The sequence below is a fragment of the Neobacillus sp. C211 genome, from assembly GCF_051842875.1.
Lineage (GTDB): Bacteria > Bacillota > Bacilli > Bacillales > Cytobacillaceae > Neobacillus.
Genome location: NZ_JBPXRO010000019.1, coordinates 49,753 through 73,469, shown reverse-complemented (window position 1 = coordinate 73,469; position 23,717 = coordinate 49,753). Strand labels below are relative to the sequence as shown.

Sequence of the window (23,717 nt, the reverse complement as noted above, 5' to 3'; positions counted from 1 at the left end):
TATCTGTGAAGAAGAAAATTGATGAGTATCAAATTTATGAAAAACACTACGAACAAATTTATAAGCAAGTTAAAAACGATGTATGCTCAGTCTTTAGGCATTCAGTTAACCAAATTTGAGGCAGGTTTTGCAGAAGCAATGCTTGAAGTGCAAAACCATATGGTAAATGCCTATAGAACGGTTCACGGAGCAGTTATTTATGCTTTAGCAGACCATGCCTTTTCGGTAGCCTGTAATGCATATGGAAAAACCTAGGTAGGAATCTCCACTACCATCCAGTTTATCGAAGCAGCTAAACCGGGTGACAAAAGACAGTGAAATGGCAAAGTATATCGTTCATAGTGGATGGGAAAGCAGTGCGTTTACTCATCCCCATGAACATGCTAATTTTCCTTTATTTAGTATCGTTATTGATATAAATTTTGGATTAAAACAAATTAAACTTCACGAAATTATTATTATGACCCACGATGATATCAAACTGAATTTGTATTTTATAGAGATGAAGAGGGAATCCATATATTTTTCCACCTTAAATATGAAGGATTATGGTATGACGGTACAAGACAGATTCCTGAAAGGTTTAGTTTTGTGGTTAATACAAATGAATTTATTGAGGCTTTAGACGATTTTATTAATCAACTCCAAGATTATTTATCGATAAGCCATCCAGAAATACTTGAAGACTTTTTGGTTAAAAGAAGTTTTGGATATGATAAGCGTTTTAATCAGTTTGCAGAAAACAATAGGAAGAAAAATATTTTTGCTGAATAGGGGTTTACTGCTAACACATGCTTGGGTTAAACAAGAGGTTACTGCGGCAGCCATTTTTTCTTGTTCCACTAACGGAGCAGGTTAGTTGAGGAAGGAATTGTTCATTAACGTCGTATTTGACACAAACTGTGACATAAGGAAATAAAAAGAGAGGGTTCTAAAACATCTTAGAATCCCTCTCAATATTGTTAATCAGCTTCGATTCTAATAGCTTGGATTTTTTGACAATCAACGATAAGAACTGATCCTGGTTCTGTCTCGTTATCATTAAAGAAAGCACAGCAATTATTTGGGTCAAAGCTTACGAAAATTACATCTTCAAGAACGGTTCCTCCAGATAGGAAAACATCTACTTCTGTAAGTGTTTGTAATTTTCTAAGCTGGTCACATGCGCATCCTCTGCAACGATTTGATTTTTTTCGTTTACGCTTACTTTTACAATCTTTACATTCATTTTTTTCAGAATTCAATATGTATCACCACCTTTATAAGAAGATGGTACATTGTATGTGAGTAAGAATCGTAAAGTAATGGACAAGGATGGAACTATATAAAAATAAATTATTGTACTGCGTATTTCGAATATATTGTGTACTTCTTGTTCAACTAACGGGTAGCGTTAATCAAAGAAGGATTAAGGCTTATTTTAAGAATTCACGCTTATTTTGGGAACTTCAAAGTCAAGTATTGGGTAGATATGTGGTAAAATATTTCTCTTTCTTTTTTCCAGGTTTTTTCTTAGGGATTTATCCTCACTGAAGTGTATCCTTTTGCATCGATGATGTAAGAGTGAAAAAAAGGTCGCTCCAGAAATGATAGTACATCATTTCACTAAACTATAGGGGCTTTAGTAAGAAATAAGTCCATTTTTGCAATTATTAATATCCTGTAATGAGGTGCCTTATTTCAAATATAAAGGTGTCGACCTTTATTAAGTATAAAATTATATATAAATTAAATACTATATTTGTCCACATTAAGATTAAGGAATGATGATATGATCCAAGATAGGATGTTAAGAATAGGTATATTAGGTGTACTTTCAACAATACCAGGAGAGATTGTTTCGAGGATATTTGCACATTTTGGCTTTGGAAAGTTTGGTATTTATGAATTAGCAAGTCTTATTATTACATTTAACAGACCTGTATTTACCATAGGATTAATTGTAGATTTTTTAGTTAGTAGTGTTTTTGCAGTCTTACTTTACTTTAAAAGTTTGGTTCATGCCATTTAGTTATAAAAACGGCCGTAGGCAGTTTATTTGCCTGGTTAGTATGTGAACTATTATTCACAACATTAATAGAAGGTAAGTATATCGATATTAGACCCATCAATGATTATTATTCTCATATTTTCTGTGCCATCATTTTTGGTATTACATTAGGATTGTTGCTAAAAAAATTTATATTCAAGAGTTAACCCTATATAAGGAGTTATATTAAGTGTAAAAGAGATTGTGAACAATAGCACTTAAACTATCGGGTGCTTATGTTAAAGAAAGAATAGGGGGTGCTACGGCATCCTTTTTTTAGTTCAATTAAAGGGCAGTTTAGTTGAACAATCAATTTTGATAAGTAACAAAAATGGATAGTATTGGATATGCATAAACTTATACCAGACACCAAAAGTACAAGGAGTGGAATTCAAGTGAGAAAAATTTTATGGGCTATGGTAAGCTGTCTCGTTTTGTTAGGTGGACTAGTTGTTTTTGAACATACTCCAAAAGCTAAAGCTAGCATTTCCACTCAAAATGATAAATTAGATTCACTTAAAACTTACAAACAAAAGGCTAAATTCATTTTTTTAGTGGAAAAGGAGCTTAAGGAAGAAGGGTATAACTCAACTTTAGTTAGAATGCTCTATGCTAGCCAAGATACAGATAAAAAAGAAATTACCATTGAAATTTCAAAGATAGTAATGGGTAGAAGATGTTATGCTGCATTGCCCCATATTGCATATCAAAGGAGCAATTAAATGTATTCTTACAAAAAAATAATGGTAATTTCTTTATCTGTACTTGCCCTCTTATTTCAAAGCGGTTTCGTCAAGGAAGGTCGTGAAGAATGTTTACACTGTGTAAAGTGCTATGACAAAGCTTGGGATGACGGCTATAAATTTGGAAAAGCAACAGGTGCGGTTAACGAAAGATACAGGATAATTCGCAATCTTATTAATGCTAAGATGAACGATGAGCAAATTATTCAGTACGCACATACATCCTATGTGGAATTAGAAGATGTCAAAAACCAATTAAAAATCTTCAAAGGTCGATTTGAATTTAAAATGCCTCAATGACCTATTGTTCAACTAACGGAGCAATAGTTGTGCGAAATGATGCGCTGAAAGCCGCACGTACTGGTGTGGACGGGGGGAAAAGAAAGCGATAACTTCAAACCCTTACCTATCTGTATAAAGAACATATATAGCTGTAAAGGATTTTAAGAAATGATATAGAATTATATTTTATACATTTCATTTAGTTAACCAAAAAAATTTCAAGGGATTTTATAGGAGGAGTAGTAGATGGATATGAAATATCCAATTGGAAAATTTCAATTTGATGGTGATATTACTAAAAGTGTTACAAAGGACTGGATAAATGAGATTGAAGAATTACCAAGTTTATTACGAGATGCTGTAAAAGACTTAGATAATGAACAGCTTGATACACCATATCGTTCAGGAGGGTGGACTCTTAGACAAGTAATACATCACCTTGCGGATAGCCATATGAATGCCTACGTTCGCTTTAAATTGGCTCTAACGGAAGAAAAACCTGTAATTAAGCCATATGACGAAACGAAATGGGCGGAACTTTCTGATTATAAATTGCCAATTGATATTTCACTATCACTGCTCGAAGCATTGCACAAACGCTGGACAAACCTTTTACGTAGTCTAAGCCCTGCGGATATGAAAAAGACATTTATACACCCAGATTCAGGGGAAGTTTCAGTAGGTAAAAATATAGGAATCTACGCTTGGCACGGTAGACATCATCTTGCACATATTACTTCTTTGTGTAGTCGTAAGAGCTGGTAAGGGTCTTTGTGAACGATTACACTTAAAGTAACGGGTGCTAGAGTTCAAGGTCTGCTTAATATACAACGCAGGTCTTTTTTTACGAAAGGTAAAGTGAAATCTCGTTTGAAAGACCCCTTATTGTTCTTCTATATTATATTTCTGCATCAGTTTCTTGTTCAATGTCATTTCGAACTTCCTAATAAGAAGGCAACCGGGGTTAATGGTACAACCAAAGAACAATACAGTGAAAATCTAGAAGAATATATCGTGGAAATGAGTTAAAAAACAAACTGATTGACGATGCATTAGAGACGTTTAAAATACAGCGATTATTAAGCATGAAGGGCTGCCCATATGACAATGCCGTAGCTGGGGCAACTTTCAAAATCATTAAAACAGAGTTTGTGAAAGTTCAACATTTTAATAGTTTAGAAGATTTGACAAGAGAATTACACGACTATGTCCATTGGTTTAATCACATACCAATTCATGGAACACTTGGCTATATAAGCGATTGATTATAAACTTGAGCACCTTAATGAAATTGTCTAGTTTAGTGTTGACAATCCAATCGTCTTTATGAAGACCACATTCTCTGTTTTGCCCAAGTGATTTAGTCTTCATCGCCTTTATGAAGACCACTTTCTCTGTTTTTCCGAAGGGATTTGATCTTCATCACCCTTATGAAGACCACATTCTCTGTTTTTTCCAAGGGATTTGGTCTTCATCGCCTTTATGAAGACCTATTTCTCTGTTTTACCCAAGGGATTTGGTCTTCATCGGCCTTATAAAGAAAACTCACCAATATTGAAGTGACCCCGAAAAGTTAGACAGGTAATTTAATTAAGCAGCTACTAGGGTTTGAGTACGGTATTGCACCGGACTCAAACCTTTTAATTTTGTCTTAATTCGTTTTTTATTGTAATAATCGATGTAAATGCTAATTCTTGTTTAAATTGTTCAACACCTTCAAACTCTTGTGTATATAAAAATTCTGATTTTAAGATACCAAACAAGTTCTCCATTACTGCGTTATCGTAACAGTTTCCTTTACGCGACATACTCTGCGTGATGTTAAGTTGTTTTAGTGCATGTTGGTACTGGGGCATTCTGTAATGCCACCCTTGATCCGAGTGAATAAGCAACTTGCCCTTATCAGTTAGTCGTTCAACTGCCTGGTCCAGCATGTTTTTAACAAGTGAATATCTTGGTCTTGAATCAATCGTAAAGGTTATGATTTCACCGTTAAATAAATCTAATATAGGAGATAGATAGAGTTTCTCTCCAAATAATTTAAACTCTGTAATATCGGTAACCCACTTCTCATTTGGATTTTCTGCTTCGAAATTACGATCCAAAATATTCGGTGCGGTTTTACCAACTTCCCCCTTATACGAGCGGTATTTTTTCATACGGACGATGCTTTTTAAGCCTAACTCTTGCATAAATCGCTGGACTTTTTTGTGATTCACCTTATGTCCTTGATTCTTTAATTCAGCCTTAATACGACGGTATCCGTAACGTCCTTTATGTTCATGATAAATAGCCTGAATCAATGTTTTAAATTCGGCATCTTTATCTGGACGATTGAATGTTTTTACCAAGAAATAGTAGGTACTCCGTGGAATTTCAGCTAGTCCTAGTAACGCTGTTAAAGGAAAGTCAATCCTTAGTTCGAACACTACTTGAGCTTTGTCTTTTTTTGTAATGTTTCCTTGTTTTTTGGACGCCCCTTTTTCTTTGATTCGAGGGCATCAATTCCATGTTTTTCGAATTGCCTTCTCCATTTTCGAATTAAAGAAGGATCAGCTATCTTAAAAATAGCAGCTGTTTCATTCGGCGACGTCCCGTAATCATTCATATATTTTAGTACGTCTAGTTTAAACTGTGTTGAGTAACTTGTATAGGATTTTACAAACGCTTCTACACCATTTTCTTCGTACTGCTTCACCCAAGTTATTACTAAAGAAGATGCTGCCCCAATGGAAGCCCCAATCGTACGATAACTATCATTACCTTGTAAGTAGCGCTGGACAGCCGCTAATTTATCCTTCGCACTAAATTTAGCCATAAAAAATGCACCCCTAATTGTTAGATAGTGTCCAACAATTCGGGTGCAGTTCATATGCGGCGAGTTTTTAGGTTTTAATATATCTATTGCTATGTCTAAACTTTTGTCATTTCGGCTTTAAATTTCAGAAAAGCACCTCAAAACGGAACACTTTACAATTTTGCAAGCCGGTTAATTTATGCGAGCCATTTACCTTCTGCAACTAATAACGCCTTAAATGTATTAAATAACTTTTCGTTGTACCGTACACTATTCGGATCACTACTTACACCGCCAATAATTTTGTTATCTAGTGTAACAATTATATTCCCCGCTCTATGTTGGTAAATACTTACGTTAGATAGCTTTAATGTTCTATTCGCCATAAAGCTCCCCCTTTTAACGTCTATATATAATGTTTACGTAAAATATTCCCCAAAAATGACCTTGGATTTTTTTCAAGACCACATCTGTCATTAAAATTGACAGGACACCATTTGGAAAGTTTGGAACCTGAATAAGTTTTACTACATTTGATAATATTTGGAATAAGTATTATGAGCTTATTTTATTTACCGATCGTTCTCAAAATGTTATATTGACGATAGAGGAGGAACTTAGAATGGCAAGAAGTAAAGAATTCGAAGAGAACGTAGTATTAGACAAGGCGATGAAGCTCTTTTGGGAACAAGGTTATGAGAAGACATCCTTGACCGATCTGGTAGAGCATATGGGAATCCATCGCAGAAGTTTGTATGACACGTTTGGCGACAAACATACGCTTTTTTTGAAAGCTATGGATCGATTTCACGATAAAGTCAGTGCTGAGCTTACGGGAGAAGTAAAACGCTCCAAGACTGCAGTGGAGGCTCTTCAGTTTATTTTTAGTTTCATGATATATGGTGAAGAGAACTCACCATCAGGCTGTTTAATGGTGAATTCGGCGGTGGAATTGGCAATGCGCGATGCCGATGTGGATTCAAAGTCCACTGAATCGTTCAAACTATCAGAGCAGCTACTCAAGGATATTATTCTGTGGGGGCAGGAGGAGGGAGAATTTACCTCAGATTACGATGCCGGCGAACTGGCGGAACATCTTCATACTGTATGTGTTGGGTTAAGGGTAATGACAAGAACCTCAATTCCCAAAGAAAAACTACACCGTATAGCCAATTTATCCATAAAACTTTTAGATAAATAATCATTTTTTTTCTTAGAATTATAGTTCCTATATGAGTAAGTCTGAGCTGTAGTAAAGCTTACTCCTAAGAAAATATCATTGCTTATGTATTTTTTAGAATGATCGTTCTCGTATGTGAGTCTTTCCTTGCTTAAGCTCTCTCCATGAAGGGATCATTCTTTTGTGTTTTTTAGAATGGTCGTTCTCGTATGTGAGTCCTTCCTTACTTAAAGCTCTCTCCATGAAGGGATCATTCTTTTGTGCTTTTTAGAATGACCATTCCCATATTGCGAGACTTGCCTATGTCCGAAACTTCCCCTTAAGGAAATCATTACTTGCGTAGTTTTGAGGAGGAAGACATTTTGTTGTACCAAAATTAAAAAATAAAAGGAGCACATAAATTCTAATAAACGAACGGATAAATACGGTGGATCAATAGAGAATCGTGCTCGCTTTGCTATCGAAATAACGAAAACAATCGTTGAAGAAATTGGAGCAGAAAGAACAGGCTTTCGTATTTCACCAGGGACACCTCTTGGTGGGAATGAAGAAGGTGAACAAGGTCCTGAAGTTTATCTCCATCTTGTAAAAGAATTGGCTCCATGAAATTCGTTCAATTTGGTCAAATCCATTATTAGTCAATCGAGCTGGTCGAGCTCTAGTAGATAGTAGTGTAGATATTGATAATGGCGTTGCTGATATGGTACCAGTCGGTGTATGGTCATTAGCTAATCCGGATTTAGTAGAACGTCTCAAAAAAGGGTTCCTTTCAATGAAGCAGACCGTATAACATTCTTTGGTGGTAACGGAAGCGTGGGTTAAACGGATTATCCTACTATGAAAGAATTAAAAACTCAATAGGGGTAAATATAGCTTATAGGGTTAAGAATTAGACATCGTGGGAAACAGCTGTCTTAGTAATTAATATTATAAAAGTTTGTGCCGTTTTGGGCTCATCCTGAAAATCAGTGCTTGACGCTTGAATTACGTTAATTTGCAGACGTTTATAATTTTAATGACATTAACAAAGCATTAATAAAAGTTTCTACTGGACACTCACAAGGCAAAGTTATTATAACCTTCTAATCTAAAATTTAAGTACGTGGAAGAATAGTTTTTATCCAAGAATGCAAGATTGTGAAATATTGTACTAAAGCTATTGAATTTGTATTCGCCTAAGAAATTGATATGCTCCCATCCAAGGGGTGAAATACAACCATCTATCTATTATGCCGTAGTTGACTGATTTAGATTAATTGCTCTTTCCATAAATTTTTTGTTAAACTGTATCGTAAGCAAAGGGAACAAAGCAATTGCGTTAAAATGAGGGGGGAGAGTAGATATGGCGAGACCAAGAGAGTTTGATCAAAAGGCCGTACTCGATAAAGCTCTGGATCTGTTCTGGAGCAAAGGGTTTGAAAGAACATCTATTCAAGATTTGGTGGAGCATACGGGGGTTCACCGAGGCAGTCTTTACGATACGTTTGGGGATAAAAATCAATTATTTCTAATGTGTTTGGATCGATTCCACAACCTGTATAAGGATCAGGTCTTCCTTATTTTGGAGGAGTCCGGAGAACCAAAAGAAATATTGGATCGATTTTTTACCGAGTTGATTGATATCGCTATGAGTAATGAAAAGCAACGAAGGGGCTGTTTTATTGCGAATACCGCAATGGAACTTGGTTCTTTTAACCTTATTATCTCTTCACGCATTGAAGCTTATACAATCGAAATGGAGACACATTTTTTTAATTTTCTCCAGCGCGCTCAGCAAGCAGGTGTCATCAAAAACAATTTAAGCGTACGCGAACTAGCTCGATTTTTAGTAAATACAAGGCATGGTCTATTTGTACTGGCCAAAACTGCAACTGATCGCAAAGTGTTAGAGGACGTATGTAAGGTAGCTATGTCCGTGATAATGCATAAGAAAAATAATAGTTGACTGGTCGTTCTTAAATGAACTAAAGTATATCTGTGCTGTAAAGACTGTATCTAATTATTTAAGAACGATCATTCTTTATCGTTCTGGCTCTTAGTTTGTATAACACATAAGTAGTTTAGATTTTTTTTCACAGTTTAAGAACGATCATTCAAAAAATGAGTAGTGAAAAATGGATATTTCTAAACAAGTTGCTCTTGTCAGTGGTTCAAATAGAGGTTTAGGCAAGCATCTAGCTCTTGAACTTCTAGCGAGGGGAGCCAAAGTATATGCCGGAGCGAGGAACCCGGCATCAATCGATCTACCGGGCGCTATTCCGCTGCAGCTCGATATTACAAATCCCCAATCCGTAACTGCTGCGGCGGAAGCGGCTGGGGATGTGACCCTTCTGATCAACAATGCGGTTCCTCAACGGGTGCTTCTCTCCTTACAGGTAAGCTGGACGATATACAGTTGGAATTCGACACTCATGTTTTCGGCACAATATCTATGATTCGCGCTTTCGCTCCAATTATTGAAAAAAATGGAGGGGGCTCGATACTGAATATCCTATCCGCGTTATCTTGGGCCAGTATAGGTGAGTCAGGTGCGTACTCGGCTGCGAAATCCGCTGCATGGGGAATGACGAATGCATTACGCTTAAATTTGGCCCCTAATAACGTTAGGGTTGCCGGACTACACGTAGCGTACATGGACACGGACATGACAGCCAACATCCAAGCACCTAAGTCAGATCCAAAGGACATCGCAAGAATCGCAATAGATGGAATCGAAGCTGATCTCTACGAGATTGTTGCTGATGATCTAACTCGGAATTTACAACAGGGCCTTTCCGGAGGAGTTTCTTCCCTCTACCCGCAATTAGGTATTAAAAGAAGTAATAACATATAGAATCGATACTTACACACAGGATATTTGGATACAAAGCAGCTACCGAAGGTTAGGAACCAATAATCGAACTTTCGAATTTTATTTTATGTATTCTTATGTCTGTCTGTACGGCAAGGACATTATGATATTAAGGAGGTAATATGTATGAAAAACGAATCCACACTCCCCGATTCATCGGCAGATGTCTCCGGAGCTTTCAAGGAAGGATTGGTAATCCCGCTGCTCGGATTCACCGTCATCCTGGTTGTTATGAATACGATGATGTTCAACCTGGCTTTGCCCCAAATTACAAAAGATTTCGACTTGTCGTCGGTTGCGGCATCGTGGATAGTGACAGGCTACTCGATCGTGTTCGCCATTTCCTCCATCACTTATTCCCGATTATCCGATTTCGTCCCTATTAGGAAGCTGTTTACGATCGGATTACTCTCCGTTGGCGCGGCATCAGTTCTTGGTTTTTTCAGCCATCACTATATCCTGCTCCTCATCGCCAGGCTGATACAAGCTTCAGGGGCCGCTTCTGTACCTGCTCTGGGAATCGTGCTGCTCACCCGCTACATTCCATTATCGCGGCGAGGTAAATCGATGGCTACAGTGATGTCTGCAAGCTCTCTCGGCCTTGGCCTCGGTCCAGTCATCGGGGGCTCCATTATTCAATATTTCGGCTGGAACGACTTGTTTCTCGTTACGGGAATTACACTGCTGCTCGTTCCTGTTTTCTATCGGCTACTGCCAAAAGAGAAAGCACAGAAGGGCTCCTTCGACATAGCCGGAGCCGTGTTGATTGGAATGGGCACTACGGGAATACTGTTGTTTTTGACCAGCAGGTTCTGGGTGATGCTTGTTGTAGGGCTGGTGGCTCTACTCTTGTTCTGGTTGCGAATCCATCGCACGGACAATCCCTTCGTCCAACCGGCGCTGTTTCGCAACAAACCGTATATGAACTTGAACGCGCTCGGAACCATGGCGTATATGAGCAGCTTTGTGACGCTGTTTCTTATTCCGCAAATTTTGGCCCATCTGTTTGCCTTAACTCCGGGCCAATCGGGTCTAGTTCTATTCCCCGGGGCTATCTTGTCGATGCTTGCGTCCAATTGGATCGGCAAAATGATAGACCGTTTCGGCAACAGCATACTATTTCGTTATGCTCCGTGGCTGCTTATTCTGGCTGCCGCCCTGTTCGCCTTAACGGCCGTACATTCAATCTATGCCATTGTCGCAAGCTACATGCTGCTTAGCATCAGCTTCTCCTCGTTGACTACCAGCGTATCCAATGAAATATCGCGCATTGTGCCTAAAGAGCAGACCGGCGCGGGAATGGGCTTGTTCCAGCTATTGCAATTTTTAGGCGGAGCCTTCAGCGTTGCCGTTACTGGCATTTCGATCGCCTTGCAGAAAAATCTCCCCCTCCCCAATGCTTACGCGAATATTTTTTGGGGAATGACGGTCATTGCAGGTATAGCTATTGTCTGCTCGCTTTTTTATAGGTCAAAAAAGCAATCTATGCCGGTACAAATTGACATTAAAGCTCGCGTCTAGCGAAGGTGCGATAAGTCGAGATAAATCCAAAACGGGTTATATAGAGGTAGCAAACGTCGATTTTGAGTCCATTTGACCAGAAGATGGAAAATGACTTGAGACATCCGTTAGGAAAAACTCAAGTTATTTTTTTTTAAAACAAGTTCCGAATTTTATTTGGACGCATTAGCAGTTCTTCTCATCTCAAGTACCAAAGGCGGATTACAATATAAGCATGTATTAGGAGATAATTTCTTTTCGAAATTATTGAAACAACTTAAAGATCTTTTGAAATAGTATGTGAAAAAGAATGAAAGAGGAGTGTTGTTGATGGCACGAAGAGTTTCAGTGACAGGATATGGAGTCGTTTCACCGTTAGGAAATACGGTTCAAGCGTTCTGGGCTAATATTAAAGAAGGTAAGTCAGGAATCAAAAAAATTAATTCTGAAGACTTTAACAATATTAGCACCCAAATTGCAGGTTATATTACCGACTTTGACGCAGAGCAATATCTCGATAAAAAAGAATTAGGAAAATATGACTTATTCGTACAATATGCTGTTGCTGCTGCTCAACAAGCTTTAGAACAGGCGAATCTAGATTTACAAAATGTTAATAAGGAGCGATTAGGGGTTTATATTGGTTCCGGTATTGGGGGGATTAATACTACATTAGATAATCATAAAGCTTTAATTGAAAGAGGACCAAGAAAAGTTTCTCCATTTATGGTTCCTATGATGATTAGTAATATGGCGTCGGGAGTTATTTCTATAAAAACGGGTTTTAAGGGACCCAGCTTTTCACCTGTTTCTGCTTGTGCAACAGGGAATCAAGCAATTGGTGAGGCTTTTTTAAATATTCGACATGGATATTCTGATGGCATATTAGCTGGAGGGGCTGAAGCTCCTATTAATCCATTAGCTTTTGCTGGGTTCTCAAGAATGAGAGCAATGTCTACTTTTAATGATTTTCCAGAAAAGGCAAGTCGCCCATTTGACAGCAGGCGTGATGGCTTTGTCATGTCTGAAGGAGCAGGTGTTTTATTCCTGGAAGAGTATGAACACGCGAGAGAACGAGGAGCAACAATTTTAGGAGAAATCGTAGGTTATGGTTCCACAACAGATGCCTATCATATGACTTCCCCTGATTACACCGGAGCAGCAAATGCGATGAGATTGGCTTTAGATATGGGTAATATAAAATCCACTGATGTGGATTATATAAATGCGCATGGGACAAGCACCCCTGAAGGAGATAAATCAGAGACCAAAGCGATTAAAAGTGTTTTTGGTGCTCATGCTTATAACTTAAAGGTAAGTTCCACGAAATCAATGACTGGACATCTTTTTGGGGCAGCTGGTGGGATTGAGGCTGTTATAACACTCAAAAGTATTATGGAAGATATAGTTCCTCCAACTATTAATTACGAAACACCAGATGAGGATTGTGATTTAGATTATACTCCAAATCATGCAGCCAAGACAAAAATAAACTATGCTATTTCTAATGGTTTTGGTTTTGGCGGACATAATGCCGTGTTGGTATTTAAAAAGTTTTCTATATAGATAAGACTGTAGTAAAGGGACTAATTGATATGTTAAATATTATTTTAACGTTTAAACCCTAACTATCTCGATGCTTTAGTAAAATAACTAAGGAGACATTTTTGCAGCTCCTTATATTTTTCGATATTTCACAATCGGGCGCTTTTCTTGAATAAGAAGGCGTCTTTTTGTATTTTACCGGATTCTGGAACAATACTTATTAGGGATTGGAGTTATATTAATGTGTAGAAGTGATTGTGAAGGATTCCACTTAAACTATCGTGTGCTTATGTTGAAGATCGTGCTGCCATCAATAGCACAATATGTTCATAATACAAAATAACAAATGGATAATAATATAAATTAAATAGGTTGGAAAGGGATTACATAAAAAAATATCATTAACTTAAAGGAGTTTATTTATGCCAATTTCGGAATTAGTTCTTAGGCTTGCTATTGCCTTTATTGCATTAATAGCTTTAACAAGGCTTATGGGAAGAAAAGAAATATCTCAAATGACCTTTTTTAATTTTGTATCTGCTATTTCAATTGGTACATTAGGTGCTTCCCTTGCAATAGACCCATCAATAAGTATCACAAATGGGTTAATAGCGTTAGTTGCTTGGAGTGCTTTTACGGTTATCACTGGATTTTTGGATTTAAAATCCTCAAAATTTCGTTATGCAATAGAAGGTCAACCAGTAATTCTTATAAAAAAAGGCAAGATAATGGATGAAGCACTTCGTAAAGTTCGTTTAGACCTTGACGCTTTAAATACACAATTGCGTAAAAAAAATGTATTTGCTGTATCAGATGTAGATTATGCAATTTTTGAAACAGATGGAACTCTTTCTGTCATGAAAAAAGAACCAAAGCTGCCTTTGACAAAGAGTGACGTGAATATTAAACAGAATAATGATAATGCTTTCCCTATTGCTACCTCTGTAATTTCCGATGGTGAAATTAAGGAAGAGAACTTAGAAAGGTTAAATCTCGATAAGATATGGTTAGAAAAACAATTAAAACTATCAGGTATAGATTCTATATCGGACGTGTTTTATGCTGAGGTTCAGAAGGATGGTACACTTTTTATTGATACTAAAAATGACATTCTACACTAACCTTTTTTTGAGAGATTAATATCCCTCTTTTTTCCCTTTGTAGATAGAATTTTGGTCAATTTTGTTCGAATTATTGTGAATTTTTATACTTAAAGTAACGAGTGCAAGAGTTTAAGATCCTGCAGCTACATTCTTGGTGGCTTTTTGAATATTCGACTAAAAGGGAAGGTTTATAAATGAGGGTTACAAATATGTAAACAAATAGAGGTGATTGTTAAGGTTTAAGATGATTATAAAGATTGACATCGACAAAATACGTGTATATACTCGTAATTGAGAACAAAATTCAACAGTTGGAATATATCTTCTTGATTATAGAAAAGGTTGGTGAAAATTATGAGAGAGCAAGATTCAACGGCAGATTTTTCAGGGACGACCGATTTTGCAGCTGAGTGCGCTAGCTTGAATTTAAGAAAGGCGTCCCGGTTCATTACCAGTTTATATGATGAATATTTAAGACCAGTCGGGCTTCGGTCTACACAGTTGTCATTGTTGATGGCACTTGAACAGGCCGGGTCTGTCACCATTACATCTCTCTCCGAAATTCTTTTGATGGATCGGACCACATTGCCACGAGATCTCAAGCCGCTTGAGAGACAAGGCTGGGTGTCGATCACGGAAGGGGAGGATCGCAGGAAACGATTTATTGCTCTGACACCCGACGGCCGGGACCTTCTTAAGCGTGCGCTGCCGTTATGGGAACAAGCGCAAACCCGTATTCGAGACTATATGGGCGATGACCGTTATAAAGGTTTGCTTGGTCAATTGTCTGATATCGTTAAGCTGAACAGGCAAGATTAATTTTTTTCATCAAAAAGGTGTATATACACTTATCCGGATTCGGGGCATGGATTTTTGTCTCGTATGCCGCGGCTTACGATGAACATGTCTTAATTTTCCCTCATCAAAACGACTTCGGTACTTGGATTCGTGCCGCTAGCGATGACCGCTGTATATTCGGCAACGAAAGCAGCACTCCATTCCTACTCGCTTTCTCAACGGTACATGCTTAAAGACACTTCGGTAAAAGTACTGGAAATGGCGCCGCCGGGGGTTCAAACGGATCTGATGAATCTCAACAATCCGCACGCGATGCCGCTTACGCAATTTATTGAAGCAACGTTGAATGTACTTGGTACGGATACAGACGAGGTTCTGGTGGAAGAAGCGAAAATGATTCGAAATAACCAGGGCCCGAACGAAGGCGCTTTTGTGACCCAGTTCAACGATATGATGTCGAGCGCATTCTAGGTGAGCACCTTCAATTTTTCGAAATGAGCAGTACATTTTTAAACACACGTTTAATTAATACAGACATTTAATTATGACAAAAGGAGAGATGTGCCATGAAAAATGCAATGATCGCATTGCTTCGCCAGCCCACGACGATTATCGGAGTTGTTGTGGCATTGATGTTTCAGCTCATTTTTAGTATCGTATGGATGACAGGCTACAACGGAATTACCGACAACACCAAGAATTTGATTATCGCCATCGTTAACGAAGATCAAGGACTCGGGTCTAACATCGCTGACGGACTTGCCGGGAACCTGCCTTTCCGAATCGAGAGGATGGATTCGTTGTCCGCCGCCCAAACGAAGTTGAACAACCGAGACGTGCAGATGGTGCTGTATCTGGCATCCGATTTCTCCAAGCAGCTGCAAACTCCAGGTCAAACGGCGCAAATCCATTACTACTTGAACGAATCGAACCCGCAACTCATCAAGAGCATTATGCAATCGGTTGCCGGCAACGTTACGGCGCTTGCCAATAAGCAGGCGATTGCCGCAGGAGCGCAAGCGAAACTGACGCAGGTAAGCCCGAATTTACCGACCGCCCATGCACATCAGATGGCGCAAGGACTGTCCGAACGCGTCACATCCGACATACAGACGTACAACAAAGTGAACGGTATGCACAACCAGATGGTGCCGATGATGCTCGTCCTCGCTTACTTCGTCGGATCGATGATCAAGGCGCAGAACCTGCAGATTTCCGTCAATATCATCTCACGGCAATACGGCAGGTGGAACGCATTCGGCGCCAGAGTAATGCTCAACGTTATTGCGGCGGTGGTGATCGGACTCGTCAGTACGACGATGGTTCATTTGCTCGGCGGGCAATCCGTCGTCAGCTTTGCAGCGATGTGGGACTTCGTGTCGCTCGTGTTACTCGCATTCATGTTTTTCGCTCAAATGTTCCTGATTCTGTTCGGCAACGCGGGCATGTTTCTTAACATCCTCATGCTTTCGACACAGTTGGTTTCTTCCGGAGCGATTGTACCGCGCGAGCTGCTGGGCTCGTTTTATAATCGGGTGAGCGACTATTTGCCGGCCACTTACGCGTTGGAGGGGATCATGAACCTGCTTTTCGGCGGTCCGAGCTTGGGTCCGAGCGCCATGACGCTTGTATGGATATTGGTCGTATGTCTCGCTATCAGCGCTGTCGGTGTTGCCGTCAGCCGCAGAAAGCGCGAAACCGCGCCAGCACCTGCTACCGCACCGGCCGAATGCTGACTTTCGATTGAAAAACAAAGAGGATTGGAACGGGTATACGGCAAAACGCATAGCCAATGGAATTTGGTAGCAGAAGCGGTCTATGGAATAACCGAACTATTTCGAAATGACATTAAGGGTACGAGAATTGTCGCAAATCCTGGGTTTTTCTCCTCATCTACAATCCTTGCACTTGCACCAATGGTGAGGGAAGGGCTCATTGATTTAGATAAAATTGTTGTATATGGTATGTAAGGAAAGGTTGGAGCAGGGAATAAGCTAGATCATGCTCTACATCAACCCGAAATACATAACAATATTTTATTCTACAACGTTGTGAACCATCAGCATAGCTATGAAATAGAACAGGAATTATCTGTAATTGCAGGACAATCCTTCCACGTGCACTTCACACCCCAATATGTGCTGATATCAAGGGGAATATTGACCGTAAATCACTGTTTTCATATAAGCTCAAAATCGCCTTCATAAAAAATATTTTCTAACTTTTTAATATCAATATGCTTAGAGTTACCCAGACACTGAAACCAAAATCAATTTGGGTAGGGCGCATTGACAGTTTCGTTCATATCAGTACATTTCTTCACAAAGTTATTTTATCGATTCAAATGTTTTCTGGTTTACCTGCTTATTGACATATTAGGTTTTTTGGGGAGCGAATGGTAATCTCACCTTAATGGGGTGAATAGACCTAATGTGCATGTTGTAATATTTGTGGTATCGAATTGGAATAATAAGCATGGTAAAGGGGGTGAAAAGGTTGGAAAAATTAAAAAAGAACTTGGAACGGAAAAACACGACCGTCATCGTCGTGGATGTGCAAAACGATTATTGCCATCCCGATGGAGCAATTGCCAAAAGCGGAAGCGATGTCAGCGCGGTCAAAAAAATAATTCCGAACTTGCGCAGCTTGTTGGATGCGGCAAGAGAGCACTCCGTTCCAATCATTTTTTTGCAGACCAATCATGATAAGTCGACTGATTCCGAGGTTTGGCTTTCCCGCTTTCCGGATGGAGTCAACCCGATTTGCCAGACAGGGAGCTGGGGAGCGGAATTTTACGAAGTTACGCCGCAGTCGAATGACATCATTGTGAAGAAGCATCGTTACAGCGGCTTCATTCATACTATGCTGGAGTCCATATTGCGAACTCTTAAAATCGAAACCTTGATTATAACAGGAGTCAGCACGAATCTTTGCGTGGAATCAACCGCCAGAGACGGGTTTATGCTGGATTATCGAATCGTGCTCATGAAAGATGCCTGTGCGGCTTTTTCGCAGGAAGAACACGATATGACCTTAAAAACCGTGGATACCTATTTTGGAATGGTGGCAGATACGGAACAGGTTGTTTCCTTTTGGCAGATGCACGCTCTCCAATCCCCCCAGTTTTTGACCTAAACGGTTGATGGACAAAAAACGACCATGCTTATTTTGACAAGCCCCAACAATAAAAACAGTGGTAGCCTAGGATGAGAAAATAAAGTTCTAGCCTGTCGCTGTTTTATTGCTAACTTCACCATTCTGCTGTATCCGGTACGGATATTTCAGCTCCACCCACCGGCAAAAAATTTCGGTCTATTCGAAATTTGCCTACCCTTTCTCCATTCGGCAAGTACGTAGGACAGATAATCGTCCATTCGAGGGTTGATTGTTTGAGCATATATATCGTAAACTTTATGATGTTCTTTCTCTGCATGGGTTGACTTCTGCTTTGATTCACTTGATTGATAACGCAGAGAATTTGGTGTGGTTCTACTTTTGCAAAATACCCGCTGAATAAGTAGCGGGTAGACATAATGAATAAGTGGAAAGACCCAAAAAAGAGCATCAATGGATGCTCTTTTTCAGTCTTAGAAACATTGTAAAGTGAACCTGACTTTATCAAATCTCTGTGGTGCAGCACTGATTTTGTGCTGCATGGATGGCTAACGGGTGCTTTTGTTGAAAATGGATTGCGTTACAGAAAGCCCTTTTTTTTAGTTGTAGACACTGAGCAAATACATTTACATTTGTAAGCGTTTACAAATATAATGTAATTAGATTGGATGACAATGGTGGTCATCACGGTATTCAGCGTAGGCGGAGCTGATACTATCAGGAGCTATAAGCTCTGTTTTTTTTGAAAAAAATCACCTATTTAACGGTGCTTTCGTTAATTATAAATGATGATCGTTGCAAAGGTCTTTTTGTTGTTGGACTAATGGAGCAGGATAATTTTAGAAAAAATAGTAATATGAAGTTATAAGGAGGTTAATATTTATGGTAATTCAATCAAATATGACTTCCAAAGCAATTACTGATGTCTGGGGAGATACTGTAGAGGTTTTTCAAAAATACAATATTCCAATTAAAAACATTGCATTACAAGTATTGATTACCGAAAACACACTACAGGTTTTGTTAATTGAATTAAATAATGTAGGAGGTAGTTCCTCCGTAACTTGCATAAAAGGTGGATGACAAATGCCGTCTAATAGGAGTAGGTTACTCCTTTGATACATATAAACATCAAGTAAAAAAGTTACGCTCATTTTAATAAGAAATTTTATCATTGGGGGTATTTATGGGTTATTGTGAGGATATGAGAGTAATGATTGGGAATTCTCCACTGATAATGGTTCGACCAAGTGTAGCTATTATTAATCATTATGGAGAAATTTTATTAAGTAGATATTCAGGTGCCACTTGGGGAATTCCTGGTGGTATATTACAGTTAAATGAGTCAGTTGAAGACTGTATTACACGAAATGTCATAGAAGAAGTAGGAATAAAGATAATGGCTTTAAAATTATTTGGTGTCTTTTCAGGCAAGGAATTAATAAATCGAGTCGAGGAAAGTGGCGATGAGTACCACACGGTTGCAATTGGATATATATGTACTGAATACGAAGGAGAATTAACACCTGATATTAAACAAGGAATAGAAGCAAAATTTTTTGGATTAAATCAATTACCTGAAGATATCGACCCTTTTATTAATAAAAAGTTAGATGGGTTAAAAGGTCAACTTAAAAACATAAGCTAACGTGTGGAAGGATTAACGCCTTTTTTTGTTAAAATCTTATCGAGCTAACGGGCAGTTTAGCAGTTGAACAAGGATTTTCCACTTCACTAAAGAATTTTACATATAAAAAGGAAACTACAAAGGCTAGTTAACAGTAGATTACCCTAGGGGTATTAGGTATAGAAATTATAATATAAAATAAGGGCTTAATCTGATGGATGCTTTATATAAACTAGTGCATAAGCTAGAAGTGAGCATCAGCCATACCGCCATACATTTTACTTCCTCAGTGCTTTATTATGCGTTCGGTGCATTAAAGCCAGATAAAAAAGCCCTAAAACGGGGCTTTTTTATTTGAAAAAAATTAGGTTGGATGCTTTTAATTAATAAAAGACAGTTGCTCCAATGATAATTAATAAAATAAACAAGACAACGATTAAGGCAAAACCTCCGCCATAACCAAAGCCGCCACCGTAACCGTAGCCACCACAGCCACCAAAGCCGCCGCCGAATCCTCCATAACCGAACATAAATATCCCCCTTTCAATCAGTATTATTTAATTAATAAAATCCTCCACCATATCCTCCGCCCATAAAGGACGCTCCAATAATAATAAGCAGGATAAACAAGACAACGATTAAGGCAAAACCTCCACCGGCTCCTACACCATCCATTTAATAACCTCCTTTACATCTATTCAATACAAAATATGATTAAATCCAAAAGGTGTCAGGGCTTTTGCGAAATACAAAAGCCCAATCTATACTATTAGAGAAAATCATTACACGATACTGCATTATGTAGCGAATAAAAGACTCCTTAACGCTAAAAATGCTTAGTTAAATTAAAAATAAAAATAAAAAGGCTTAACTACTTGGTTCTTCATAATAAACAGATGCATAATCTAGAAAGTAGCCGCTAAAAGACATATTCAAGCAATAGACTTACACGTTAAAACTGGGATAGTCTCAATCAAAAAAAGCCCTACAAGATAGGGCTTTTTTTAGGTTCTTCTTAGAAATAATTTACTGTACCAACCATAATTGATACAAATTAACCTATCGGATGAAGGTAGGCTAAAGGGAAGAGTTAAGTTTGTGAAGAAATGTACTTGAAATTAGGATTGCGTCGTAGCAAGCCACCTTTTTTTATTTGTAGACACTGAGCAAATACCTTTACAATTGTAAGCGTTTACAAATATAATGTAATTAGGTCGGATGGCAATAGTGGTCATCACGGTATTCAGCGCAGGCGGAGCTGATACTAACAGGAGCTATAAGCTCTATTTTTTTTTGCAAAAAATTACCTATTTTACAGTGCTTTGTTAATTAAAAATGATGATCGTTGCAGAAGTATTTTTGTTGTTGGACTTAAGTGGCAGGATAGTTCAACAACAGAGAACTTTTTTATCAGGAAAAATGAAGCAAACCCCCTTCAACTGAATTTGAAGGGGGTTTTAATACTATTTTTTCTCAATGATAACGAATAAAACACCTGTGAGAATTAGAAGAGAGCCTATCCAAAATGTTACACCAATGGTCTCTCCTAGAATAAGCCATCCAAGTAATGTTCCAACCACGGGTTGAAAGAAGAAAAATATTCCTCCACTTGAGGCGTTAAGCATTTGTAAACCACGATTCCAAAGTAGAAATCCACCTGCTGTTGAGACAATACCTAAATACAATATTCCTCCCCAAATGGTCGGGTGAGTCAGTTGAGAGATATTAATTTCTTGTAAGCGTGGCATAACAAAAGGGGTCAACACGATTAGGGCTACCAAGGTTGAATAGGTCGTTACCACAATTTGTGAATAATCACTCGGCAAAAGTTTTACAAATACAGACATGAGTGCCCATGTTAAAGCTGCAATAAGTAGTGCAATACCTCCAAGTGTACTGGACATATTCACATCACTAATTCCAACAATGAGAAGCACTCCAATTGTCGCTAAACAAACGGAGATTCCCTTTTTTAAGGTCATCCTTTCTTTAAGGATTAAGCTAGCAAAAATAACCATAAATGCTGGTGTTGAAGAAGTTATAATGGCTCCCATTTGTGCTGTGGATAGCATAGTACCAGTTTCCTGAGCAACAATTGAAATGGCATTACCTATAATTCCAATGGCTATGATTATTAAGACATAACGTTTTTCAATTCGCCATTTTTGTCTTGTTATGAAGCCAAACAAGAGAAGTGCGACAATCGCAACTAAATAACGCATCCACACAAGTTCCAGTGGAGGTATGACCGATACTACAACTTTAACAACAACGTACATACCGCCCCAAATACTCGAAGCTAAAATTAAATATAAAGAACCTAATAAGGTGTTTTTCATTTTTTTGTACCCTCCGTATTTTGTTTAGGTCGTGAATGCCCCTAACGGAGAGATGTAGTCACCTTCACTCCATTAAGAGCAGAAGAGAGCTACTGGTACATCGTTTTCAAATAATGGAGTCCAAAACATTTTGATTTCACCTCAATCCTACCACAATTATCTGTGTTTTATTATAGCAAAGAATACTAAGCCTGTGGCTATCAAGCTTTTAATAAATTACTATACGGTGAGTAGATTGTGAAATAGTGTTCTTAAAGTAAAGGGTGCTTTTGTTGAATAACGGGATTCCGGAGGCAGTCCTTTAGTTAACAAAAACATCCTTTACTCGAAAAAGCTTAAAAATATCCTTTTGAAAATTATTTGCTCTATTATCAAGGTTTATAAAGTTAATTTTTCAAGGCTACAACTAAAAGAGTAAAAAGTTATTTGGAGTAATATGATTTTTTCTATTGTTAATTAAAGCAATACAATGAGCCAATCGCTCTACCCCTAGTTTAATTTGACTCTCGTTCACTTGAGAGATACTTAATCGAAGGAGATTTTCCTTTTTATATTCTGGCAAAAACATTCTAGCGGCATCATCAACAAATATATGCTGCTCGTTTAGCATATGAACTACCTGTTTTGCTGTCACATTCTCTGGCAAACTGATGGATAGATAGAATCCTGAAGTCGGTTTTGAAAAATGAGTATTAGCCGGTAGCAATAATTCACAGGCTTCTTGAAGGATTTGCATTTTAGAATGGTATACCTCTTTTATTTTTTTGAGATGGTTATTAAACATACCACTTTTTAAATAGATTTCTAGTGCACCTTGAGAAAGTGCTGAACTATTAAAATCCGAACTAAATTTATATCGTAAAAAATTGTTAATCATTAATGTAGGAAGAACGACTGTAGCAATCCTTAGCCCTGGGAGGAAAATTTTCGAAAAGCTTTTAATATAAATCACTCTCCCGGAAGGATCAAAAGAAAATAAAGGATCTGATTTTGCATTTGGGTCAAGGTCCCCTAAAAAATCATCTTCCACTATATATATATCGTATTTTTTTGCTAACTCAACGATTTTTTTCTTTTCGCCATTCGAGTAACAATGTCCAAGTGGATTGTGAAATCTCGGGATAATATAGAAAAATTTTATATCATTATTTCGAAAAATGTATTCCAAACGATCAAGATCAATGCCTTCCATCGATAACTCAATTCCAAAAGTATTAGCTTGTTGCAGATTGATGGACTCAATGAATCCGAAATATGTAGGCTGCTCAATTAGAATATTGTTTTTTCCATTTGGAAACGGCATTGAAACTAATAAATTAAGGGCTTGCTGTGAGCCAGAAACAACGACTACTCTTTCAGGTTGAGTGAACACCTGTAGATTCTGCAAATATTTCACTAACTGTACGCGTAATGAGTAAAGCCCTTGTTGATCAGAGTATGTAAAAAGCTCTTCTTTATATTGTTCAATTGCTTGATTCATACAATGTTGAAATTCAATATAAGGCATAACGTTTTTATCTGGACCAGCAGACAAGAAATCAATCACGTCATTTTCATTCGTCGTATTTTGAAATTCATTCACAACAAAGTAGCCACTTTTAGGAACAGAATAAATTAAATGCTCTTTTTCTAGTTCTTCGTATGCTTTAATGACCGTATTTTTGCTACATGAAAAATGCTCAGATAGCTGACGAACAGAAGGGAGTTTACTCCCTGCAATAAGCGACCCATCTGCTAGCCGAAGCTTAATTTCTTCCATTATCTCGATATATTTTGTGCTCATACATTTATCCTCCTTCAACTGTACCG

At 38.1% G+C, this 23,717-nt stretch carries 26 protein-coding genes and 5 pseudogenes; 23 read left to right on the top strand and 8 right to left on the bottom strand.

All coding sequences use genetic code 11. From position 1 onward, the window contains the following. The first annotated feature begins 36 nt into the window (after positions 1-36). Together ACSU6B_RS18095 and ACSU6B_RS18090 are read left to right on the top strand one after the other, a co-directional pair. The gene (locus ACSU6B_RS18095) at positions 37-255 is read left to right on the top strand and encodes a PaaI family thioesterase (RefSeq protein ID WP_410887346.1); all 219 of its coding nucleotides are present in this window, start codon (positions 37-39) and stop codon (positions 253-255) included. A gap of 336 nt (positions 256-591) precedes the next feature. Next, positions 592-774 carry a hypothetical protein gene (locus tag ACSU6B_RS18090; protein ID WP_215007432.1) on the top strand — a complete coding sequence of 61 codons (183 nt, stop codon included), beginning with the start codon at positions 592-594 and terminating at the stop codon, positions 772-774. Positions 775-962: 188 nt separating this feature from the next. On the opposite strand, the gene ACSU6B_RS18085 is transcribed toward ACSU6B_RS18090, so the two are convergent. Continuing rightward, a complete protein-coding gene (locus ACSU6B_RS18085; RefSeq protein WP_215007412.1) occupies positions 963-1,244 on the bottom strand; it encodes a hydrolase in 282 nt (93 codons plus the stop codon). Positions 1,245-1,771: 527 nt separating this feature from the next. On the opposite strand from ACSU6B_RS18085, the gene ACSU6B_RS18080 reads away from it, so the two are divergent. The 5 genes and pseudogenes from ACSU6B_RS18080 to ACSU6B_RS18060 all read left to right on the top strand — a co-directional run. Then, the gene (locus tag ACSU6B_RS18080; RefSeq protein WP_410887343.1) at positions 1,772-2,011 is read left to right on the top strand and encodes a hypothetical protein; all 240 of its coding nucleotides are present in this window, start codon (positions 1,772-1,774) and stop codon (positions 2,009-2,011) included. Positions 2,012-2,424: 413 nt separating this feature from the next. Next, positions 2,425-2,751, top strand: coding sequence for a hypothetical protein (locus tag ACSU6B_RS18075; protein ID WP_410887341.1), 327 nt, complete (start codon positions 2,425-2,427; stop codon positions 2,749-2,751). After that, entirely contained in the window at positions 2,752-3,072 is a 321-nt protein-coding gene (locus ACSU6B_RS18070; protein ID WP_410887339.1) for a hypothetical protein, read from the top strand. 228 nt (positions 3,073-3,300) lie between these two features. Next, positions 3,301-3,819 carry a YfiT family bacillithiol transferase gene (locus ACSU6B_RS18065; protein ID WP_410887337.1) on the top strand — a complete coding sequence of 173 codons (519 nt, stop codon included), beginning with the start codon at positions 3,301-3,303 and terminating at the stop codon, positions 3,817-3,819. A 248-nt stretch (positions 3,820-4,067) separates the two neighbouring features. Further along, positions 4,068-4,353, top strand: a pseudogene (locus tag ACSU6B_RS18060) (IS3 family transposase); the annotation flags it as partial. A 291-nt stretch (positions 4,354-4,644) separates the two neighbouring features. Here the strand turns inward: ACSU6B_RS18060 and ACSU6B_RS18055 are convergent. Together ACSU6B_RS18055 and ACSU6B_RS18050 are read right to left on the bottom strand one after the other, a co-directional pair. After that, a pseudogene (locus ACSU6B_RS18055) lies at positions 4,645-5,872 on the bottom strand (IS3 family transposase). A gap of 176 nt (positions 5,873-6,048) precedes the next feature. Beyond that, on the bottom strand, positions 6,049-6,237 hold the full coding sequence (locus ACSU6B_RS18050; RefSeq protein ID WP_215006231.1) for a hypothetical protein: 189 nt from the start codon (positions 6,235-6,237) through the stop codon (positions 6,049-6,051). Between the two features lie 236 nt (positions 6,238-6,473). On the opposite strand from ACSU6B_RS18050, the gene ACSU6B_RS18045 reads away from it, so the two are divergent. The 14 genes and pseudogenes from ACSU6B_RS18045 (at position 6,474) to ACSU6B_RS17980 (ending at position 17,963) form a co-directional block, all read left to right on the top strand. Further along, positions 6,474-7,052 carry a TetR/AcrR family transcriptional regulator gene (locus ACSU6B_RS18045; protein WP_410887335.1) on the top strand — a complete coding sequence of 193 codons (579 nt, stop codon included), beginning with the start codon at positions 6,474-6,476 and terminating at the stop codon, positions 7,050-7,052. Between the two features lie 375 nt (positions 7,053-7,427). Beyond that, positions 7,428-7,637, top strand: a complete 210-nt coding sequence (locus ACSU6B_RS18040; protein ID WP_410887413.1) for an oxidoreductase — start codon at positions 7,428-7,430, stop codon at positions 7,635-7,637. A 736-nt stretch (positions 7,638-8,373) separates the two neighbouring features. After that, a complete protein-coding gene (locus tag ACSU6B_RS18035; protein ID WP_410887333.1) occupies positions 8,374-8,976 on the top strand; it encodes a TetR/AcrR family transcriptional regulator in 603 nt (200 codons plus the stop codon). 169 nt (positions 8,977-9,145) lie between these two features. Next, on the top strand, positions 9,146-9,466 hold the full coding sequence (locus tag ACSU6B_RS18030; RefSeq protein WP_410887331.1) for an SDR family NAD(P)-dependent oxidoreductase: 321 nt from the start codon (positions 9,146-9,148) through the stop codon (positions 9,464-9,466). Next, positions 9,427-9,864 carry an SDR family NAD(P)-dependent oxidoreductase gene (locus ACSU6B_RS18025; protein ID WP_410887329.1) on the top strand — a complete coding sequence of 146 codons (438 nt, stop codon included), beginning with the start codon at positions 9,427-9,429 and terminating at the stop codon, positions 9,862-9,864. Before ACSU6B_RS18030 ends, ACSU6B_RS18025 begins: the two co-directional genes overlap by 40 nt. 144 nt (positions 9,865-10,008) lie before the next feature. Continuing rightward, positions 10,009-11,403, top strand: coding sequence for an MFS transporter (locus ACSU6B_RS18020; RefSeq protein ID WP_410887327.1), 1,395 nt, complete (start codon positions 10,009-10,011; stop codon positions 11,401-11,403). A 309-nt stretch (positions 11,404-11,712) separates the two neighbouring features. Further along, positions 11,713-12,948 (top strand): beta-ketoacyl-ACP synthase II, encoded by a 1,236-nt coding sequence (gene fabF / locus ACSU6B_RS18015; RefSeq protein WP_410887411.1) that lies wholly within the window; start codon positions 11,713-11,715, stop codon positions 12,946-12,948. Between the two features lie 401 nt (positions 12,949-13,349). Next, positions 13,350-14,048, top strand: a complete 699-nt coding sequence (locus ACSU6B_RS18010) for a YetF domain-containing protein (RefSeq protein ID WP_410887325.1) — start codon at positions 13,350-13,352, stop codon at positions 14,046-14,048. Positions 14,049-14,384: 336 nt separating this feature from the next. Continuing rightward, complete coding sequence (locus ACSU6B_RS18005; RefSeq protein ID WP_410887323.1) at positions 14,385-14,849, top strand: MarR family winged helix-turn-helix transcriptional regulator; 465 nt, start codon at positions 14,385-14,387, stop codon at positions 14,847-14,849. A gap of 99 nt (positions 14,850-14,948) precedes the next feature. Next, positions 14,949-15,299 (top strand): annotated as a pseudogene (locus tag ACSU6B_RS18000) (SDR family NAD(P)-dependent oxidoreductase); the annotation flags it as partial. A gap of 95 nt (positions 15,300-15,394) precedes the next feature. Then, entirely contained in the window at positions 15,395-16,564 is a 1,170-nt protein-coding gene (locus ACSU6B_RS17995; RefSeq protein WP_410887321.1) for a YhgE/Pip domain-containing protein, read from the top strand. A gap of 24 nt (positions 16,565-16,588) precedes the next feature. Then, positions 16,589-16,798, top strand: a complete 210-nt coding sequence (locus ACSU6B_RS17990; protein WP_410887319.1) for a hypothetical protein — start codon at positions 16,589-16,591, stop codon at positions 16,796-16,798. A 15-nt stretch (positions 16,799-16,813) separates the two neighbouring features. Further along, positions 16,814-17,035, top strand: a pseudogene (locus ACSU6B_RS17985) (hypothetical protein); the annotation flags it as partial. Between the two features lie 289 nt (positions 17,036-17,324). Next, positions 17,325-17,963, top strand: a complete 639-nt coding sequence (locus ACSU6B_RS17980; protein WP_410887317.1) for a cysteine hydrolase family protein — start codon at positions 17,325-17,327, stop codon at positions 17,961-17,963. 115 nt (positions 17,964-18,078) lie between these two features. Here the strand turns inward: ACSU6B_RS17980 and ACSU6B_RS17975 are convergent. Continuing rightward, positions 18,079-18,325, bottom strand: a pseudogene (locus ACSU6B_RS17975) (NAD(P)H-binding protein); the annotation flags it as partial. A 499-nt stretch (positions 18,326-18,824) separates the two neighbouring features. Between ACSU6B_RS17975 and ACSU6B_RS17970 the strand changes: the two are divergent. Both ACSU6B_RS17970 and ACSU6B_RS17965 read left to right on the top strand, forming a co-directional pair. Next, on the top strand, positions 18,825-19,025 hold the full coding sequence (locus tag ACSU6B_RS17970; protein WP_410887315.1) for a hypothetical protein: 201 nt from the start codon (positions 18,825-18,827) through the stop codon (positions 19,023-19,025). Between the two features lie 103 nt (positions 19,026-19,128). Continuing rightward, the gene (locus ACSU6B_RS17965) at positions 19,129-19,590 is read left to right on the top strand and encodes an NUDIX domain-containing protein (RefSeq protein WP_410887313.1); all 462 of its coding nucleotides are present in this window, start codon (positions 19,129-19,131) and stop codon (positions 19,588-19,590) included. Between the two features lie 362 nt (positions 19,591-19,952). On the opposite strand, the gene ACSU6B_RS17960 is transcribed toward ACSU6B_RS17965, so the two are convergent. From ACSU6B_RS17960 to ACSU6B_RS17945, 4 genes are all read right to left on the bottom strand, one after another. Beyond that, entirely contained in the window at positions 19,953-20,099 is a 147-nt protein-coding gene (locus tag ACSU6B_RS17960) for a YjcZ family sporulation protein (RefSeq protein ID WP_215006194.1), read from the bottom strand. Between the two features lie 31 nt (positions 20,100-20,130). Continuing rightward, positions 20,131-20,244 (bottom strand): YjcZ family sporulation protein, encoded by a 114-nt coding sequence (locus ACSU6B_RS17955; protein WP_307284070.1) that lies wholly within the window; start codon positions 20,242-20,244, stop codon positions 20,131-20,133. 788 nt (positions 20,245-21,032) lie between these two features. Continuing rightward, complete coding sequence (locus tag ACSU6B_RS17950) at positions 21,033-21,908, bottom strand: DMT family transporter (protein WP_410887310.1); 876 nt, start codon at positions 21,906-21,908, stop codon at positions 21,033-21,035. Between the two features lie 406 nt (positions 21,909-22,314). Then, complete coding sequence (locus ACSU6B_RS17945) at positions 22,315-23,691, bottom strand: PLP-dependent aminotransferase family protein (RefSeq protein WP_410887308.1); 1,377 nt, start codon at positions 23,689-23,691, stop codon at positions 22,315-22,317. Positions 23,692-23,717: the final 26 nt, after the last annotated feature.